Source organism: uncultured Helicobacter sp., assembly GCF_949282165.1.
Classification (GTDB): Bacteria; Campylobacterota; Campylobacteria; order Campylobacterales; family Helicobacteraceae; genus Helicobacter_F.
In genome coordinates this window covers 25,672-43,303 of sequence record NZ_CASDOV010000014.1, presented here as the reverse complement: position 1 = coordinate 43,303, position 17,632 = coordinate 25,672, and the positions used below count along the sequence as shown (strand labels likewise).

20 protein-coding genes and 2 pseudogenes are annotated in these 17,632 nt (G+C 48.2%); 6 read left to right on the top strand and 16 right to left on the bottom strand.

Annotated features, from left to right (window positions below):
• Positions 1-627 (bottom strand): annotated as a pseudogene (locus tag ACH2BK_RS07565) (hypothetical protein); the annotation flags it as partial.
• A 272-nt stretch (positions 628-899) separates the two neighbouring features.
• On the opposite strand from ACH2BK_RS07565, the gene ACH2BK_RS07560 reads away from it, so the two are divergent.
• On the top strand, positions 900-3,488 hold the full coding sequence (locus ACH2BK_RS07560) for an ATP-dependent Clp protease ATP-binding subunit (RefSeq protein ID WP_395003096.1): 2,589 nt from the start codon (positions 900-902) through the stop codon (positions 3,486-3,488).
• Between the two features lie 207 nt (positions 3,489-3,695).
• Here the strand turns inward: ACH2BK_RS07560 and ACH2BK_RS07555 are convergent, their stop codons facing one another.
• Positions 3,696-4,022 carry a hypothetical protein gene (locus ACH2BK_RS07555; protein ID WP_394997662.1) on the bottom strand — a complete coding sequence of 109 codons (327 nt, stop codon included), beginning with the start codon at positions 4,020-4,022 and terminating at the stop codon, positions 3,696-3,698.
• A gap of 127 nt (positions 4,023-4,149) precedes the next feature.
• Between ACH2BK_RS07555 and ACH2BK_RS07550 the strand changes: the two genes are divergently transcribed.
• Complete coding sequence (locus ACH2BK_RS07550; protein ID WP_395003094.1) at positions 4,150-4,323, top strand: hypothetical protein; 174 nt, start codon at positions 4,150-4,152, stop codon at positions 4,321-4,323.
• 191 nt (positions 4,324-4,514) lie between these two features.
• On the opposite strand, the gene ACH2BK_RS07545 is transcribed toward ACH2BK_RS07550, so the two are convergent.
• The 3 genes and pseudogenes from ACH2BK_RS07545 to ACH2BK_RS07535 all read right to left on the bottom strand — a co-directional run bounded on the left by ACH2BK_RS07545 (position 4,515) and on the right by ACH2BK_RS07535 (position 5,340).
• Complete coding sequence (locus ACH2BK_RS07545) at positions 4,515-4,757, bottom strand: hypothetical protein (RefSeq protein ID WP_395003092.1); 243 nt, start codon at positions 4,755-4,757, stop codon at positions 4,515-4,517.
• A 6-nt stretch (positions 4,758-4,763) separates the two neighbouring features.
• Positions 4,764-4,835: pseudogene (locus ACH2BK_RS07540) on the bottom strand (hypothetical protein); the annotation flags it as partial.
• An 82-nt stretch (positions 4,836-4,917) separates the two neighbouring features.
• Positions 4,918-5,340, bottom strand: coding sequence for a hypothetical protein (locus ACH2BK_RS07535; RefSeq protein ID WP_395003090.1), 423 nt, complete (start codon positions 5,338-5,340; stop codon positions 4,918-4,920).
• Between the two features lie 622 nt (positions 5,341-5,962).
• On the opposite strand from ACH2BK_RS07535, the gene ACH2BK_RS07530 reads away from it, so the two are divergent.
• Positions 5,963-6,121, top strand: coding sequence for a hypothetical protein (locus tag ACH2BK_RS07530; RefSeq protein ID WP_395003088.1), 159 nt, complete (start codon positions 5,963-5,965; stop codon positions 6,119-6,121).
• A 97-nt stretch (positions 6,122-6,218) separates the two neighbouring features.
• Complete coding sequence (locus ACH2BK_RS07525) at positions 6,219-7,379, top strand: FtsW/RodA/SpoVE family cell cycle protein (RefSeq protein ID WP_395003086.1); 1,161 nt, start codon at positions 6,219-6,221, stop codon at positions 7,377-7,379.
• On the opposite strand, the gene ACH2BK_RS07520 is transcribed toward ACH2BK_RS07525, so the two are convergent.
• The 11 genes from ACH2BK_RS07520 to ACH2BK_RS07470 all read right to left on the bottom strand — a co-directional run bounded on the left by ACH2BK_RS07520 (position 7,376) and on the right by ACH2BK_RS07470 (position 16,274).
• Positions 7,376-7,846 carry a tRNA (cytidine(34)-2'-O)-methyltransferase gene (locus ACH2BK_RS07520; protein WP_395003084.1) on the bottom strand — a complete coding sequence of 157 codons (471 nt, stop codon included), beginning with the start codon at positions 7,844-7,846 and terminating at the stop codon, positions 7,376-7,378. The genes ACH2BK_RS07525 and ACH2BK_RS07520 overlap by 4 nt on opposite strands.
• Positions 7,847-7,960: 114 nt before the next feature.
• Complete coding sequence (locus ACH2BK_RS07515) at positions 7,961-8,506, bottom strand: 4Fe-4S binding protein (protein WP_395003082.1); 546 nt, start codon at positions 8,504-8,506, stop codon at positions 7,961-7,963.
• Between the two features lie 2 nt (positions 8,507-8,508).
• Positions 8,509-8,874: a YraN family protein gene (locus tag ACH2BK_RS07510; protein WP_394997651.1), complete on the bottom strand. Its 366-nt coding sequence runs from the start codon at positions 8,872-8,874 to the stop codon at positions 8,509-8,511.
• Between the two features lie 5 nt (positions 8,875-8,879).
• Positions 8,880-10,160, bottom strand: coding sequence for a homoserine dehydrogenase (locus tag ACH2BK_RS07505; protein ID WP_395003100.1), 1,281 nt, complete (start codon positions 10,158-10,160; stop codon positions 8,880-8,882).
• 16 nt (positions 10,161-10,176) lie between these two features.
• A complete protein-coding gene (locus tag ACH2BK_RS07500; RefSeq protein ID WP_394997649.1) occupies positions 10,177-11,397 on the bottom strand; it encodes an LL-diaminopimelate aminotransferase in 1,221 nt (406 codons plus the stop codon).
• 37 nt (positions 11,398-11,434) lie between these two features.
• On the bottom strand, positions 11,435-12,265 hold the full coding sequence (locus ACH2BK_RS07495; protein WP_394997647.1) for a hypothetical protein: 831 nt from the start codon (positions 12,263-12,265) through the stop codon (positions 11,435-11,437).
• 13 nt (positions 12,266-12,278) lie between these two features.
• A complete protein-coding gene (locus tag ACH2BK_RS07490; protein WP_395003080.1) occupies positions 12,279-13,385 on the bottom strand; it encodes a hypothetical protein in 1,107 nt (368 codons plus the stop codon).
• Between the two features lies 1 nt (position 13,386).
• Positions 13,387-14,163 (bottom strand): TrmH family RNA methyltransferase, encoded by a 777-nt coding sequence (locus tag ACH2BK_RS07485; RefSeq protein WP_395003078.1) that lies wholly within the window; start codon positions 14,161-14,163, stop codon positions 13,387-13,389.
• Positions 14,160-15,110: a 16S rRNA (cytidine(1402)-2'-O)-methyltransferase gene (rsmI, locus tag ACH2BK_RS07480; RefSeq protein WP_395003074.1), complete on the bottom strand. Its 951-nt coding sequence runs from the start codon at positions 15,108-15,110 to the stop codon at positions 14,160-14,162. Before rsmI ends, ACH2BK_RS07485 begins: the two co-directional genes overlap by 4 nt.
• A gap of 3 nt (positions 15,111-15,113) precedes the next feature.
• Positions 15,114-15,317: a 50S ribosomal protein L31 gene (rpmE, locus tag ACH2BK_RS07475; RefSeq protein ID WP_394909428.1), complete on the bottom strand. Its 204-nt coding sequence runs from the start codon at positions 15,315-15,317 to the stop codon at positions 15,114-15,116.
• 717 nt (positions 15,318-16,034) lie between these two features.
• Positions 16,035-16,274, bottom strand: coding sequence for a hypothetical protein (locus ACH2BK_RS07470; RefSeq protein WP_395003072.1), 240 nt, complete (start codon positions 16,272-16,274; stop codon positions 16,035-16,037).
• A 25-nt stretch (positions 16,275-16,299) separates the two neighbouring features.
• Here ACH2BK_RS07470 and ACH2BK_RS07465 point away from each other — a divergent pair, with 25 nt between their 5' ends.
• Together ACH2BK_RS07465 and ACH2BK_RS07460 are read left to right on the top strand one after the other, a co-directional pair.
• Positions 16,300-17,046 (top strand): sulfite exporter TauE/SafE family protein, encoded by a 747-nt coding sequence (locus ACH2BK_RS07465; protein WP_395003070.1) that lies wholly within the window; start codon positions 16,300-16,302, stop codon positions 17,044-17,046.
• A 61-nt stretch (positions 17,047-17,107) separates the two neighbouring features.
• Complete coding sequence (locus ACH2BK_RS07460; RefSeq protein WP_394997641.1) at positions 17,108-17,605, top strand: DinB family protein; 498 nt, start codon at positions 17,108-17,110, stop codon at positions 17,603-17,605.
• Positions 17,606-17,632 lie beyond the last annotated feature (27 nt).

Here is a 17,632-nt window from a genome sequence, read left to right as displayed (position 1 = left end):
CGCTTCTAGCGCAATCGTTGCGGAGGCACTACTGCCTCCTTGCTCCAACGATTGCACACCACGAAGCGGGCGAGTGTCGGTATGCGCTGACGCGCTACACATTTTATTGGATTTTTGCTCCGCAAAAATGGCGCAATTTTGCAATTGCGCTCGGCTCGTGCTACCGCACACACTATTGTTTGAATCGGGCAAAGCCTCGCTAGGATTTTTTAGCGTGGCAGATTCTGAATCTGAACTGCTCAAGCTAGAATCTAAACTTTCCTTAGATTCTGTATTTTCCTGAATCTCCACGCTTGGCTTTGCCTCGCTTGGTGTGGATTCTGTGGGGTTGCTACTGCAAGCAAAAAAATTAGTATTTGCGGTGTGGCTGTGTAAGCTTTGGGTGTGGCTGTGTAAGCTTTGCGGATTTTTTGGAAGGTTAGCGGACTTGGCGTCCGTGCCTTCCGAAAAATCCGCAATCTTATCGCATTGCATACCCAAAGAGCCGTTTTCCCGAGTGCAAGCCAAGTTTATAGAATCTAAAACACTATAAAACCTATAATGCCCCCTCATCCCCTCCTCATAGATTCTATACACCTCCCCCATATCCGCCCAAAATCGCTCCTTTGCTGCCGCTTCCTGCTCCACGCCCTGCTCCTTAATATGATTTATCCTCACGCATACAGACTCACACTAGCCCGATACGCACGAGTGCGCCATTATACCCACACAAAGAAATATCTGTGCCACTTTGCCACACATAGCCCTGTGCTGGGGTTTGTGATACTCTGCATTTTTCACATCGCCCCACAAAGTTTTTAGCACAAACCAAAAATTATGTGTATTTTTATAAAAAAACTTGACATTAAACGACTAAACTTATATAATGCCATCTAACTTAAGATTGCAAGGAGAACATTATGAATATTTTTGAAAAACTCACAAACCAACTCAAAGAAACCCTCGATAGCGCAGCCGCACTCGCGCTGCATAGTCAAAACCAAGAAATCGATGTCGCGCATATCTTTTGGGCACTGCTCACCAACACCCAATCCATCTTAAACCAAGCCCTAAACAAGCTCAACATCGACAAAGCCCCCATAGAGCTAGAAGCGCGCAGCGTGGTGGATAAGCTCCCCAAATCCTCTAGCGTGTCAAAAGAGAATCTAAGCATAGCCAAAAGCCTTAGCGACGCGCTCGCACAAGCCCAAGGGCAAGCCACAAAAAATGGCGATAGCTATATCGCGCTAGATACTTTCATCATCGCCAACCTCGCTCACCAAGCCTTTAGGGATATTTTTGGCAAATACCTCGATAGCAATGAGCTCAAAAAAACTCTAGAATCTATCCGCGCAGGGGCAAAAATCAGTGATCAAAATGACGACTCTAACCTCCAATCGCTTGAGAAATACGGCATCGATCTCACACAAAAAGCCCTAGAAAACGCCATAGATCCCGTGATAGGGCGCGATGAGGAGATCACAGCGATGATGCAAATCCTTATCCGCAAGACAAAAAACAATCCCATTTTGCTTGGCGAGCCCGGCGTGGGCAAAACCGCGGCGGTGGAGGGATTGGCACAAAAAATCGTGGCAAAAGCCGTGCCTGTGTCGCTGCAAAACAAACGCGTAATCGCCCTTGATATGAGCGCGCTGATTGCTGGGGCGAAGTATCGCGGGGAGTTTGAGGAGCGGCTCAAAGCGGTGATCAATGAAGTCAAAAAAGCGGGGAATGTGATACTTTTTATCGATGAGATTCACACCATCGTGGGCGCGGGGGCGAGCGAGGGCAGTATGGACGCTGCAAATATCCTAAAGCCCGCCTTAGCGCGCGGCGAGCTCCACACCATAGGCGCCACCACGCTCAAAGAATACCGCAAATACTTCGAAAAAGATGCCGCGCTCACAAGGAGATTCCAGCCCATCACGCTAAATGAGCCAAACACCAATGAAGCCCTGCAAATCCTGCGCGGGATAAAGCAAAAGCTCGAGGCGCACCATAATGTGAGCATTACGGATTCTGCGCTTGTAGCGGCAGTCAAGCTCTCGCAACGCTACATTCCGCATAGGTTTTTGCCCGATAAGGCGATCGATCTAATCGATGAGGGCGCAGCCGAGCTCAAAATGCAAATAGAATCCGAGCCCTATGAGCTTAGCAAGATAAAGCGACAGATTCAAAGTCTAGAAGTCGAAAAGCAAGCACTCAATATGGAAAAGGACAAAAACAACGCCGCGCGCCTGCAAGAAATACAGCAGGATTTGGCAAACTATAATGAGGAGAAGCGCACCCTAGAGGGGCAGTTTGAGAGCGAAAAGGAGGTATTCCGCCAAATCGCGGAGCTAAAGACGCAGCTAGATTCACTCCAGAGCCAATCTGAAATCGCCAAGCGCAATGGCGACTACAACAAAGCCGCGGAAATCGACTATGGCAAGATCCCCCAAGCTAGAGAGGAGGAGCAAAGACTCCAAAGTAAATGGGAAGCTATGGTGCAGGAGGGCACACTGCTCAAAAACGCCGTGACAGAGGAGATCATCGCGGGGATTGTGAGCCGATGGACGCAAATCCCTATCAAAAAAATGCTACAAAGCCAAAAAGAGCGGATTTTGGGCATAGAAGATGAGCTGCGCAAAAGCGTGGTGGGGCAAGATGAGGCATTGCACGCTATCGCACGCGCCATCAAGCGCAATAAGGCGGGCTTAAGCGCGCCAAATCGCCCCATAGGCAGCTTTTTGTTCCTAGGGCCTACGGGCGTGGGCAAAACCCAAAGTGCTAAGAGCCTAGCCAACTTCCTCTTTGATAGCACAAAAAACCTCGTGCGGCTTGATATGAGCGAGTATATGGAAAAGCACTCCGTAAGTCGCCTCGTGGGCGCGGCGCCGGGCTATGTGGGCTATGAGGAGGGCGGGCAGCTCACCGAAGCCATTAGACGCAAGCCCTATAGCGTGGTGCTCTTTGATGAGATAGAAAAGGCTCATCCCGATGTGTTTAATATCCTCTTGCAAGTGCTTGATGATGGGCGATTGACGGACAATAAAGGCGTGGTGGTGGATTTTTCAAACACGATCATTATCCTTACAAGCAATATCGGGAGCGAGAGAATCTTAGAGCTAGAGGATAAGGCTGCGCGTGAAGGCGCGGTGCGCGAGCTGCTTAAGGGCTATTTTAAGCCAGAGTTTTTAAACAGGCTTGATGAGGTGGTGATCTTTAATCCGCTTGGGCTTACAAGCATTATGGAGATTGTGGATATTATGTTTGCCCAAATCGCGCAGGTAGCGGGACAAAAGGGCATAACCATAAGCTTAAGCGATGAGGCGAGGGAGTATATCGCCAAAGCGGGGTTTGATCCTATCTATGGGGCGCGCCCGCTCAAACGCGCTCTGTATGAGGAGGTGGAGGACAAGCTTGCTGAGCTTATCCTAGAGGATAGGCTCAAAGATGGCTCCAGCGTGCAGTTTGTGCTAGAGAGAGATGGGGATAATCGGGAGTTTATACAGGCTGTGTATTCGTAAGATTCTAGATTCTGTGTTTGTGGCATTGGGCTTTAGCGACTTTTTAGGGAATCTAGCTCAGTGCTCGCTCACTTATGCGCAGTCAAGCTCCCTTCGCCCCTTGCTTGTTCTGCTTGCAGTGATGTGCAGCGAAGCGGAAGAACCCTAAAAATTCATCTAAAATCTTAGAATGCCAAGGGCACGCCAAGCGTGGAATCTGACGCAGATTCAGAATCTAAAAAAAGATTCAGAATCTAGCTCCATAGAATCTAAATCAACTACAGAATCTCCCACTTCAAAAAACTTGTGCGAGGCTTTGCCAAATATAAATAATAGTGCGTGCGCAAGCACGAGCCGAGCAGAATCTAAAGAATCTATAGATTCTAAGTTTCTTAGAATCGCATTCTCACGAATATTTTCTAATTTTTTAGAATCTTGTGTTTGCGCAAAAAGAAAAGGGGTTTCCCCTCTCCCTGCTCTCCCCAGCCCCGAAAAAGATAAAGCGCCGCTTTTTTGCTGCGCTGCGCTTGCAACCCGTTGGGTCTTTTTGCGCAATCGGGGAGAGTGCCTCGCTTTTTCCTTGTCTAGGCAAAAATGCTAAAAATGCACTACTGCATTTTTTTAACGCATTTTCGCCACCACGACAAGGGCGAGAGGTGGTTGGTGCTATCGCACCTACACATTGATTGGATTTTTGCTCCGCAAAAATGGCAGAATCTATTTCCATAGATTCTGCTCGGCTTGCGCTTGCGCGCTCCATTATTTGATATTTGGCAAGGCCTTGCTAGGATTTTTTAGCGTTGTGGATTCTGTAAGTTGCTTAGATTCACAAATACAGAATCTAAAGGGATTCTAAAAAAATCAAAAACACAAATCTAGAGGGCATAGAATCTACAAAAATAAATGTAGGGGGCATACAATCTAAAGAAATTCTAAGCAACGCACAAAGGCAGAATCTAAGCACTACAGAATCTAGCCCAACAGATTCCAAGGCTTTTGCAGAATCTAGCTTGAGATTCTACGCTATCGCCCTTTGCAATCCCACAACTACCTCTTGACAAACTCAAAAAGCCCCGTCGTGCCGTTATTGCGCATATCGGGGATAGCATCTAAAGCCTGCTGATGGGTTTTTAGCACCCCGCCCACGCGCTCCATACACACGATCGTATCAAACCCGCTGATGTAGCTCATCTCGATGATATCCATCTCATCAAGTGTGTCGATGATGGTTTGGGGGAGATAGACGCGGTGTGCGTTGAAACAGACTTTGTTGGTTTTGCCTACTGGCACGCTGATGTAGAGTTTGCCGCCGGGGGCTAGGACGCGCTGGAAGGATTTGAGAGCTTTTTCCCACGCCTGTGGATCTATGGGATCGCCATACCTGCCTAAGCCAAAATGCTCGATGCTACAAAGCGCGGAGAGTGAGTGGATACTGCGGGATTTGATATTGTCAAGATGCGTGGCGTCTGACTGATAGTAGGTAATGCCCCCCCCCCGAGTTCAAAAATCGCGTGTTGAGATCATTTTGCATCGGGCGAATGTCGATGAGCTGAATCTTTTGCTTCATACCCAGCAAATGCGCGATAAACCCCGCTACGGATGAGCCCACATCGTAGTGAATCTCTGGCTTGTCCTCGCACACCTTGCGCGCGCCCCAAATGTCTTGGATGAAGTATTGGTTATCAAAGCTCCCATTTTGCGCGTATTTATCCATCGCACAGATATAATCAAACTCCTTGCTTATGGCAAATCTGCTATCGGTATTAAGTGCGATATACGCCCGCCTATCGGATTCTAGCTCGGCTTTACTCATAGATTTTGTGCCCAAATACCTTTGAGCTTTCTGCCACAATGCGTGGTATTTACTCAACATAACAACTCCTTTAAGATAAATTTAAGCCCACATTATAGCCGCTGTATGCTTAGAGTTTGCCCTTTGTGCAAGTTTGCTCGTGGCGAATATTGTCTAAAAATATGTGTAAGAAAGGGGGAAGTTAGGAGTGTGGTATAATACCGCGCCCCCAAATCGGGTGAGAAATCATAAGCGAGTCCTTAAGTGCAGATTATACCTAAATTTTAGGCTTTTTGCTCTAAAAATCAAAGTATCTTTTGTCTCTTAAGGCTCGGGGGGCTTTGGCTCCCCTCTCCTTTGGTGGCTATCCCTGCTTCCCTACTTTGCTAGCTTTCTGACACCTGCGATTACCCTAGCTCGCCATCCCAAACCATACTTACTTCCCGCTTCTATTTATTATAACTTTTAACTTCTGTAAGTCTAGATATGTGATTTGTGATTATAGATTTTATGTATGAAAAAGGAGGGGGGGGATAAAAATAGGAGTGTGGTATAATACCGCGCCCCCAATCGGGGGCAAAACCAAACAAAGGAGTTCTTATTGAGAAATCATAAGCGAGTCCTTAAGTGCAGATTATACCTAAATTTTAGGCTTTTTGCTCTAAAAATCAAAGTATCTTTTGTCTCTTAAGGCTCGGGGGCTTTGGCTCCCCTCTCCTTTGGTGGCTATCCTACTTGCAAGCCTGCTTCGTTTAAAAAAGCGAGATTCAAGGCTTTGGCTTTAGAATCTAACTCCACAGAATCTAAATCGCTACAGAATCTAGCACATAGATTCTGTAGCACTCAAACACTCAAAGCCTAACCAAAAATCATATTAAAGCACGCCCGCGCTCCCTTGCGCAAACACCACAGATTTGGCTACAATTGCACTCTTTTAAGCCCTGCCCTAAAGGATTTGTGTGATTCACTTGCGACTTTTTTTTGTGGTTGTTTTGCTTGTTAGCATAGGCGTAGTGATGTGCTACTCGCTCTCTGTCTATCCCGTGGGGTTTTTTGGCTATGGGGAATTCCACTTCTTTTTGCGGCAGTTTTTTGTCGCGTGCGTGGGGATCACGCTGATGTGGCTTCTAGCGCAGCTTAATCCCGATTCTAGCTTTAAGAGGCTTGGTTGGCTGCTTTTTTTCACTTCTTTAGTGCTGATGATTGGTATGCACTTTTTGCCAAGCTCGTGGGTGAGCTCCGCAGGCGGGGCAAAGCGATGGATACGCCTACCAAGCTTCTCCCTCGCGCCCTCGGAGTTTTTCAAAATCGCCTTTGTGTATTTCCTAGCGTGGAGCTTCTCGCGCAAATTTGGTATGCACACGCCTCTGAGCCTAAAAAGCGAGATTAAGCTCTTTATCCCCTATTTCTTTTTGTTTTTGGTGGCAGTGGTGCTCATCGCCGTGCTCCAAAACGATCTGGGGCAAGTCATCGTGCTCGCGCTCACGCTTGGCTTTATGCTGCTTTTTGCGGGGGGGAGCCTGCGCTTTTTGGGGCTGCTTTTGCTCCTCACCATTGGTATCGGGCTTGTGGCTATCATCACGAGTCCTCATCGCATTATGCGTGTCAAGCTCTGGTGGGCAAATGCGCAAGATTCTATCCTCGGGCTGCTTCCACAAGCGTGGGCGCAGTCCCTGCGTATTGAAAATCTCCCCGAGCCTTACCAAATCTACCACGCCACAAACGCTATGTATAATGGCGGATTTTTGGGTAATGGCTTGGGCGATGGACTCATTAAGCTCGGGTTTTTGAGCGAAGTGCATACCGATATGGTGCTCGCTGGGATCGCCGAGGAGATGGGATTTTTGGGAGTTTTTGGTATCGTGGTGCTCTTTAGCGCGATGATTTTTTATATCTTTAAAATCGCCAATAGGATTCAAAACACAATGTATTATCTCTTTTGTGTTGGCGTTGGGCTACTTTTGGCGTTTTCATTTATCATCAATGCCTTTGGGATAGCGGGCATCACGCCCATCAAGGGTATCGCCGTGCCATTCCTAAGCTATGGAGGTAGCTCGCTGCTAGCAAGCTGCCTAAGCCTAGGGATTGTCCTAAGTATCGCGCGCAAGGCAAAGCTCTAGCGCAATGCCTCATAGCCCCCACTCTGCCGCAGTGCCTCATACAGCACCGCGCCCACGCAAGTAGCGAGATTGAGACTGCGCGCTATGGGTGCCATAGGTAGGCGATAGACTTGCTCGCTAAATGCGCGCAAAATCCCCTCATCTATCCCCCTATCCTCACGCCCAAAATACAAATAACTCTCCTCACAAAAGCGCGCCTGATAGTGAATCTGCCGCGCCTTGGTGCTAAAGAAAAAATGCCCTCTAGATTCTATAGGGTGGTGCTCCCAAAAATGCGCGAGGCTCTCCCATTCTCTCACTTCCAAATGTTGCCAATAATCAAGCCCTGCGCGCCTTAGCTCCTTTTGGGTAGTGCGAAATCCTAGGGGGTGGATAAGGTGGAGCGTGGATTTGGTAGCGACGCACAGACGCCCGATATTGCCCGTGTTTTGGGGGATTTGTGGCTCAATAAGCACGATGTGTATCATCTCTAGCCTCCTTTGCTATCTCGCTCCCAAGTGCTTCCAAACACTTCTAAAAACTCCCAGCACTCCCAAATCACGCGCCACGCGCTTGCTCTGCCCTGCCCTGCTCCCAGAGTCTCAACCCACAAGCGTGCTTGTGATACTAATACTAAAGCTTGGGCACCTCGCATAGCACGCCCCGCACGCACTGCAGCGTCCCATATCCACCTCGGGATACAATCCCGCGCTAAAGATTATGGCATTCTCCCCGCACGCGTCCTTGCAGCTCACACAAGTGGTTTTTTGCCACGCGAGGCAGGAGAGCGGATTGATAGAAACCTTAGCAGCGATGCAATCTTTTGGGCTAGATTCTGTAATTTGAGCGGAGTTTTGGGCATTGGCGGTATGTGTGAGTTCTAGTGGCGCGCACTCAGCCCATAGATTCACACATTCACGCGCGCATTCCCCACAAAAGGTGCAGCCCCCAATCATAAAATTCAGATACGGCGCGCTCCCTTGGGCTTTGATGATGATTTGCTCGGGGCAGATTGTGGCACACGCCCCCTCGCATTGCGCGCATTGGCTAAGGGCGTGGAGATTTTTGACATAAGGCAGTGGGATAAAATCCGCCTTTGGCTTAAACACCGCGCTAAATGCGCCCAAAACCCCACCGCGTCTTTGCATACCTAGCCCTGCGTGATATTCTCTAAGAGCTCAAACTCCGCGCGCTCCCCATAGCGTATGATGAGTGCATCGAGGCAGTAGGGGAGCTTGGAGGGGTGTTTGGCGAGATAAAGCCTTATGGCTTTTTGGAGCTTTGTAAGCTTGCTTGGCGTGATGTTAAAAATGGGCTCAAATCCCGCGCCGCTCTTTACCTCGATAAAGTGCAAAAGCCCGCCGCGCCTAGCGATGATGTCAATCTCGCCATAACGCGCAAAAAAATTGCGCTCAATAATCTCAAAGCCCAAACCCTTAAGATACGCGCACGCCTGCGCTTCGGCTCGCGCTCCTTTGGATTTTTGACACTCTTTAGATTCTCTAACCGCGGACATAGAATCTAATCCTCAATACGGATGGTGTAGGGCTTGGTGAGCACGCTTGGGAGAGATTCAAAGGCTTTGAGCGCGTTGGCGATGCTAGATTCTGTGCTGGTGTGGGTAGAAAAGAGCAGCTTGGCTGTGCCTCTATCCTCGTGCTCTTTTTGCAAAAACGCCTTTATCGATATGCCATTATCCCCTAGAATCTGCGCTATGTGCCCTAGCACCCCGGGCTTGTCCTGTGTGTAGAGGCGGATATAGTATTTGGAGGCAATCTCCTCGCGTGCTTTGAGCGTGAGGGAAGTCTGGATAGATTCTGAAAAGCCAAGCATACTTGAGTGCGTATCGCGCGCAATCTCGATGAGATCGGAGATGACAGAGCTCGCCGTCGCCTCGCCACCCGCGCCCGCTCCATAATACATACTCTCGCCCACACAATCCCCAAGCACGCTAATGCCATTCATCACGCCGCTGACTTTGCCAATCATAGAATCTTGACTGATAAGCGTAGGATGCACGCGCAGCTCGAGCGTATCCTCGTACCGCTTAGCAATGCCTAGGAGCTTTATCACATAGCCAAATTCCTTGGCAAACTCCATATCATCGCTTGTGATCCCCTCAATCCCTTCAATGAGGATATCCTCGGGCAGCGCGTTGATACCATAAGCTAGAGAGGCGAGGATTAGGAGCTTAGCCCCCGCGTCATAGCCATTGATATCTAGCGTGGGATCCGCCTCGGCATAGCCTAGATTCTGTGCTTCTTGCAGTGCTTGCGCAAAGCTCTTATTGTGTTCAAACATTTGCGTGAGGATATAGTTGCTCGTGCCATTGAGTATCGCGCGCAGGGCTAGGATATGGTTTGAGCCTAGTCCGTCTTTGAGCGTGCGGATGATGGGTATCCCACCACCCACGCTCGCCTCAAAGCCTATGGGAATCCCGCGCGCTATCTGCTCGAGCTCAAAGCGATGATAGGCAAGCATTGCTTTATTGGCAGTGATGAGTGCCTTGCCCTTTTGGAGCGTTTTTTTAGCCACTTGGTATGCCTGCTCAATGCCACCCATAAGCTCGATAACGACATCGATACTCTCATCTTCTAGCACATCATCGATATCGCTGCTAAGGGGTATGGCAACCCCGCCTAGCCGCTCTTTTGCCTTAGCAATATCACGCACCACGCCTCTTTTGAGGCAAAACTCCGCGCCCGCGCGCGCGCTAATGAGGCTTTTATTTTGCTCTAATATCCTAACCACCGCACTTCCCACAACCCCAACGCCGATAATGCCGATATTTAGCGTTCGCATATCCTGCCCACTCTCTTTATTTGGATTCTTGCTCAAATTGCTTCAAAAACGCCTTGAGATTGCGTGCGGCTTGGCGGATTCGCTTTTCATTTTCAATAAGCGCGATACGCACATAGCCCTCGCCGTGATGCCCAAAGCCCACGCCCGGACTTAGCGCGATTTTCGCCTCTTGCAAAAGCCGCTTACAAAACTCCATACTGCCCAAATGCTCCACGCTTTTTGGGATTTTTGCCCAAATAAACATACTCGCCTTTGGCTTTTTTATCTCCCACCCCGCGTCTTTAAAGGACTTCACGAGCACTTCCATACGCGTTTGGTATTTGTTTTTTATCTCCTCTATACAGTTCTGATCGCTATCAAGGGCGATGGTGGCGGCGATTTGCATAGGCGTGTAGATTCCATAATCAAGCCAACTTTTAATCTTTTGCAACGCCTGCACGATTTTGGGATTGCCCACGACAAAGCCCACGCGCCACCCCGCCATATTGTAAGTTTTGCTAAGCGTATAAGTCTCCACCGCGACATCTTTTGCGCCCTCAATCTCCAAAATGCTTGGCGTCCTATACTCCCCAAAGCACAGCTCGGCATACGCAATATCTGAAATGATATAAAACCGCTCCTTCTTAGCAAGTGCCACGAGGCGTTCATAAAAGCCCTTATAGACAATGGTTGTAGTGGGATTGTGCGGGAAATTCACCACCACAAACTTAGGCTTTGGCACATTTTCACAAAGTGTTTGTGTCAGAGAGGCGAAAAACTCCTCCTCATCAAGCTCCATATTTTCATTCCATTTGATAGGGAAATTATGCACATTCGCGCCATTTAGAATAAACGCATAGGAGTGGATAGGATAGGCTGGCTCAGCGACTATGGCACTATCGCCCGGGCTTGTGATAGCCTGCACAAGGTGCGCGTAGCCCTCCTTGCTCCCCATCGTTACGCACGCCTCGCTCTCAGGATCGAGATTCACATTATAGGTGCGCTTATACCAATTACAAATGGCTAGACGGAGCTTATAAATCCCCTTGCTCACGGAGTAGCCGTGGTTTTTGGGCTTGTTGGCAGCTTCACAAAGCTTATCGATGATATGCTGCGGGGTCGCACCATCGGGATTGCCCATAGAAAAGTCTATGACATCTTCGCCATTTTGGCGCATTTGGAGCTTAATCTCATTGATCGCGGCAAACACATACTTTGGCAAACGCTTTATTTTTTCAAACTCAATCTCATCAAACATTTTTGCTCCTTACATTAATATACGCTTGGATACACGCTTAGTCAAACTGCACATTGATACCGCTTCTAAGGTTGGCGGGATTGTTGCTATCAGTTATCATCACAAAGCTCACGCCCTGTGGGATTTTGACACTCACGCTTGTCTTAGAATCCCCGCTTAGTAGAGAATCTAAAATGCGCAAATGCCTATCATAAAGCACGATACGCGGATACCATTTAGATTGCGCAGAGATTTTCATCTTGCCCTGTGTCTGCAGGCTAAGCCAATACTGCCCAGAAACATCGCGCAAAGAAAGGGCTTGATTAGCGAGCAGCAGGCGCGCGTTTGGAATCTGTGGGTTGTTAATCTCTAGGAGGTATTCCCAATTTTGCGCGCTTTGGTGCTTGATATCAATGCAGCTTATCCCGCGCTTTTCTAGCTCGCTCATAATAATCCCAAGATCGGGCGTGTGCTCGGTGACAAACACAAAGCTAAGCGTGGTGATACCATTATGATAATCAGCCTTTTGGACATTAAAAAACGCATAGCCCATACTCGAGAGTATGTCATTTATCGTGCGATTGAGCAGTATGGGGCTTGTGCGCGCGACAAAGGTGAGCTGCACTTCTAGCGGAGAGGGGAATTTGAGGATGAGCAAACCATTGTTTTTGAGGGCTTGCACGACATTTTTCATATTGATACCGCCATTAGCATAAAACGCGCTTTTATCGCGGAATATGTTTTGGATAAAGTTCGCATTCACTTTGTAATTGCGCTCGCCAATGAGGTTTTTAATCTTTTCATCAAGCGCGTCGCTCCAAAGGGAGTGTGCGCACAAAAAAAGCACAAAACACTTTTTGATGCACGCCCGCATTATGCGCTTCCTCATGCTACGCGCCCTCTCATTGCCAATTCTCGTGGGGATTGAGCTGCTTGTATGTGCTGTAATTTATCTCTTTTAACTCCTTGCCATCAAAATAAAAGCGCACGAAATTTTTCCGCTTGTGCGGGAATATCTGATTATCGATAATGCTTTCAAAATCGCTATGCCCAAAGACAAAGATATGTGGCTTCTCTAGCGCAATCTCATAGGGCTCTTTGAGGCTAAGCTGCGAGGATTTTTGGCTTGTGAGATCGATGATACCCACCCATAGCGTGCTATTTGGGATTATTTTGAGTTTTTGGAGGGGTTGGGGCAAGGATTGTGGGGCTTGCAGGGATTCTGCAGAATCTTGCTGTGTTTGGGAGTCTTGCCTAGTTTCAATCCCTTGCTGTGCTCGGAGCGGGGACTCACTGTCTAGAGTTTGGGGCATAGCGTTAAAATCTATGTAGATTCCCTCATAGCCGCTATCCTTTTGTTTTATAGAATCTTGCGTGCTTTGTGTATTTACACTACTAGGCTGCGCTGTGGCTCCCTCTAGATTCTGTGTTTGAGAATCTAGCACGATTTGGGGCGTTTTATCCGCACTCACTGCGGACATATGTGGCTTTTGGGGCATTGTGCTAGAGTGCTGCGCAAACACCCTGTAGCCAAAATACCCCACGCACACAAGCACAATGAGCGACAAAAGCACGATTACAAAGGCATTTGAGCCCTTTTCTTTGGGGAGCTTCATCGACTTATCCTGCGTGTCTTTCTCGGGGAGTTTGAGGGATTGGATTGTGGTGGGGACTTCTTTTGTAGGGGTTTTCATAGCGGCTTTGGAAGCCTTATTTTTGATGTCAAGATCGGCTATTGCGCCTGATTGTGGCGTGCTTTCTCCTAGCGGGGGTTGGGAGGTTTTATTGTGGTAGAGTGCGTATTCTTTGAGCCACGCGGAGAGATCGAGCTGATACTCGCGCTCTAGCATTGCGATAAAGCCCTTAGAGCGCACGCTATCGATTTTGTCAAAACGCTTGTGCAAAATATCATCGATTTTGTTTGTCGCGAGCTTGGTGGCTTTGTTTATCTCTTTGAGCCCAAGCCCCTTGAGATACTCAAGCTGCTCATCTAGTGTCTTATTTTTCATATTAGCCTTTCATACACAATAATCTATGTAGCAAAATCACACACGCGTGCGCCACATTCAGAGAGTTAAAAGCGTGCGCCATAGGAATACTCAATGTCTTATCAAGTCTTTTAGAAATTTTTGCAGGGAGGCCATCTCCCTCGCTCCCCATAAACAACGCCCATTTGGTATTTTGAAAACGCAAGGGCTGCATTATAGCGTTTTTTTGCGAATTTAGTGAATCTCGTGGCAGAGATCGCACCAGCGTGGGAGCGCGCACAAAGCTCCCTATGTCCTCCCCCGCCATATCCGCACCCAGCAGCACAAAGCCCGCCATTTTTAGCTCATTGATGAGATCTAGCGCGCGCGGAAGCACACAAAATGGCATATCCAAAAGCGCGCCAGCACTTGAGCGCATAATCCCCTCCATCGCGTTTGCTTGGAGGCTCACATCAGTGAGCACCACGCCGCTAGCCCCCAGCGCATACGCACTGCGCACGATTGCGCCGATATTGCCCACATCGCTAAGCCCACACAGCACCACAAGCGCGCCAGATTCTAGCATATCGCGCACATTTTGGAGTGGATTGTAAGCGATCTCTAGCAGCACGCCTTGGTGGTTGCGCCCGTGTGCGAGGGCTTGGGCTTTTTTAAAATCTAGCACTCTTAGGGGCTTTTTAGTCGCCTTGAGGCGCGCAAACTGCTCCCTTGGCAATTCTTTGGCGATATAAATCTCTGTGATTTTGTCCTGATGGGATTTGAGCACATACTCCACGGGCTGCTTGCCAAAGACGATCACGAGCGCGCCTTATCGCTAGGGGATTTGGGCGCGTTTTGGGGGCTTTGAGAATCTAGAGTGGGCTTAGATTCTGCAATGTCGCTAATGGGCTTAGATTCTATATTTTCACTATTTTGAGCCTCCATAAGCTCGTGGTAGCACTCTTTTATACTTTTTTTCGTGAGGATTGAGAGGATTTTTGCCTTTGCTTTTGGGACGATATCGAGGGCTTTTGCCTCGCTTAGGCTAAGGCTTGGCTCCTCTTGCACGCTATCAATGAGGCACAGCGCCCATTCCCCGCAGATTTTTGTAGATTCTAACTGCTCCAAAATCTCCCTAGCATTCCCAAAAAATCGCGCTTGGTGAATCTTGCTAAGCTCCTTGCACACGCACAAATACGCATTTGGCAATATCGATGCTATCTCTTGGAGGCTCTGCAAGATTCTCTGTGGGCTCTCATACCAGATACAGGGCACGCCAAGCGCGGCGTATCGGCGCAGAATCTGCTGCCTTTGGGACTGCTTATGCGGCAAAAATCCGCCAAAAAAAAAGCTCTGAGATTCTATGCCGCTTGAGGCAAAACACACATTAAGCGCGCTCGAGCCGGGCAGCACATCGTATGGTATATTATGCGTGATACACCACTGCACGAGCTTGGCGCCCGGATCGCTGATAGTGGGCATACCCGCATCGCTAAGATACACGATATCTTGGGCAAAAAACTCGCTATCAAATGTTGCGATGAGTTCTTGTTCATTATGAGAATGCAAGGCGATAAAGCGTTTTTGAGAAAGAGAGGCAGAATCGAGCAACGCCCCAAAAAGCGAGCGATCTAGTAGTAGCGTGTAGAGCTTCCTCGCTACGCGCGTATCCTCACACAGCACCACCTGCGCCTGTGCGAGAGCCTGCAAACTCCTAAGGCTAATGTCTAAGAGATTGCCAATAGGAGCTGGGAGGAGCGTAAGCACGAGTTATTTGAGATTGTATTTTTGGCGGAATTTTTCTACGCGTCCTGTCGCGTCGGCTATCTTGTCGCTCCCTGTGTAGAAAGGGTGGCAAAAGCTCGAGATATCGATGCGCAGTTGCGGCTTGGTGCTAAGCACTTCGATTTCTTTGCCGCTTGTTACGCAAGTTACCTTGCAGGGGACATATTCTGGGTGGATACCTTTTTTCATCGTTGCAACCTTTAAAGTTAATTTAAACGCGGGATTGTAGCAAAACAAAGATTAAATTTTTTTAAACTCGGCTTAGTGGGCTTGGTGGTTTGGGTATTGCTTATCACAAAGATAGAATCTAAAAAATTACAGAATCTAATCGCATAGAAGGCATTGCAGAATCTAGCCTCGCAAAATCCAAAGCCATTTTAGAATCTATTCCCATAGATTCAGAATCCCCCACTTCAAAAAACTTTGTGTAAGGCTATGCCAACAAATAATGGAGCGCGTAAGCGCAATACCTAGCAGAATCTAAAGCGGATTTAGAATCTAGATTTGGAGTTTCTGCTTTAGATTCAGAATCCAAGATCGATTCACAATCTAGCTTAGTAATTTAGATTCAAACTTAGAATCTAGCCTCTTAGATTCACGCTCTCACAGATATTCCCTAGATTCTCAAAATCACTTGTTTGCGCAAAAAGAAAAGGGGTTTATCCCCTCCCCGCTCGCTAAAGCCCCGAAAAGAATAAAGCGGCGCTTTATTCTTTTCGGCAATCAAGGGGAGTGCCTCGCTTTTTCCTTGTCTAGGCAAAAATGCTAAAAATACACTCCTGCATTTTCTTAACGCATTTTTCTAAAGAAACTTACGCTTTGCCACACACGACAAGGGCGAGTGTCGGTAGGTGCTATCGCACCTACATAATTGATTGGATTTTTGCTCCGCAAAAATGGCAGAATCTAAGGACTTAGATTCTGCTTAGGCCTCGTGCTTGCGCACGCACTATTGTTTATATTTGGCAAAGCCTTGATAAGATTTTTTGAAGTAGTAGATTCTGTAAGTTGCTTAGATTCTATGGCGCGTTTTTGATAGAATCTTTGGTTTATAGAAAACGCCGTGTATGAACGCGTAAGCGGAGGGGTGGGAGGCTCTGCCTCACGCCCCGATAGCAAGTTTTTTGCGGTGCAAAAAACTTGCATTAAACATATTAGGAGGCACTTAAGTATGGAGCATTTGAGTTTTGTGAGTATTTTTGTCATCGCTCTTGTCGCGTCACTTGGGCATTGCGTGGGTATGTGTGGCGGGCTAGTCGTCGCCTACACGCGCGCCAAGCTCCACAACCCCCGCGCCCTTTTGCGTAATGCCCTCTCCCACCTCCTGTATATCTGCGGGCGTGTGTGTGCGTATATGGCTTTAGGCGCGGTGTTTGGGGGCTTTGGGGCGGTGTTTGCCCAAAATATGCACACAAAAGCGATTATGGGCGTGGGCGTGGGCGCGCTTTTGCTCATTTTTGGCTTTGCCTATCTGCTCTTTCCAAATGTTTTGAGGATTTTTGAGCCCTCGCTCTCTCCTCATACTCCACAAGATTCACACTCCGCCAAAGACGCCCAATCCACGCACCGCCAATCCCTCCCAAAGCGCGCTTTCGCGGCGATTTTTGGGCTTTTTGCCTATCTGCTGCGCTCGCGCTCTATGGGCTCGTTTTTCCTGCTTGGTGTGTGTAATGGCATTTTGCCCTGTGGCATTGTGTATTACTTCCTCCTAAGCGCGGTGGCAAGCGGGAGCGCGATGGGTGGGGCTGTGGTGATGGGGATTTTTGGAGTGGCCAGCGCGCTTGTGATGTTTGCCTTTGCGCTCTTTGCCTCAAGCCTTATGCGCGTGCTCAAACCCGCGTTTTTCAACACGCTCGCAGGGCTGTGTATGGTGGGCTATGGGGGCTATGGAGTGTTTAGCAATCTCGCATTGCTCTAGATTGTGATTACTTTTGTGCTACAATGCCGGGCTTCAACCCAAAACAACAAAAGGAGTTTTTATGCGAGAGATGTTACGACTTCAGGCACGATACAATCAGTTTGCCAACAACAATATGCTAGCGGTTTTAGAAAATCTAAGCCCTAGCGAGCTCCAAAAAGATGTGGGCGTGTATTACACCTCTGTGCTCGGCACTTTTTGCCATATTTTGGAGGGCGATATAGCGATTTTGCTAGGCATTATCAACGCCTATGCGCCAAATCCCCTAGATGTTAAAAATCTCCAAGATGCTCTAGCAAGCGGCTTGCAGGACAAAAGTTTTGAATCCCTTAGTGCTTTGCGTAAAGAAGCCGATAGGGCGATTATCGAGCTTGTCGATGCAATCGCAGATTTTAGCGAGGTAAAAACTCTCTCATTCCCGGGCGTGAGTTTTGAGAAACCAATAGCGCAGTATTTCCTAGCCTTGCTCAATCATAGCATCCACCACCGCGGACAAATCGCTGCGATTTTGGACATTATGGGCGTGCCTAATGACTTCGCTGGAATGCTGGGAATGTAAATCCTTAAGCACAGAATCTCGTGCTAC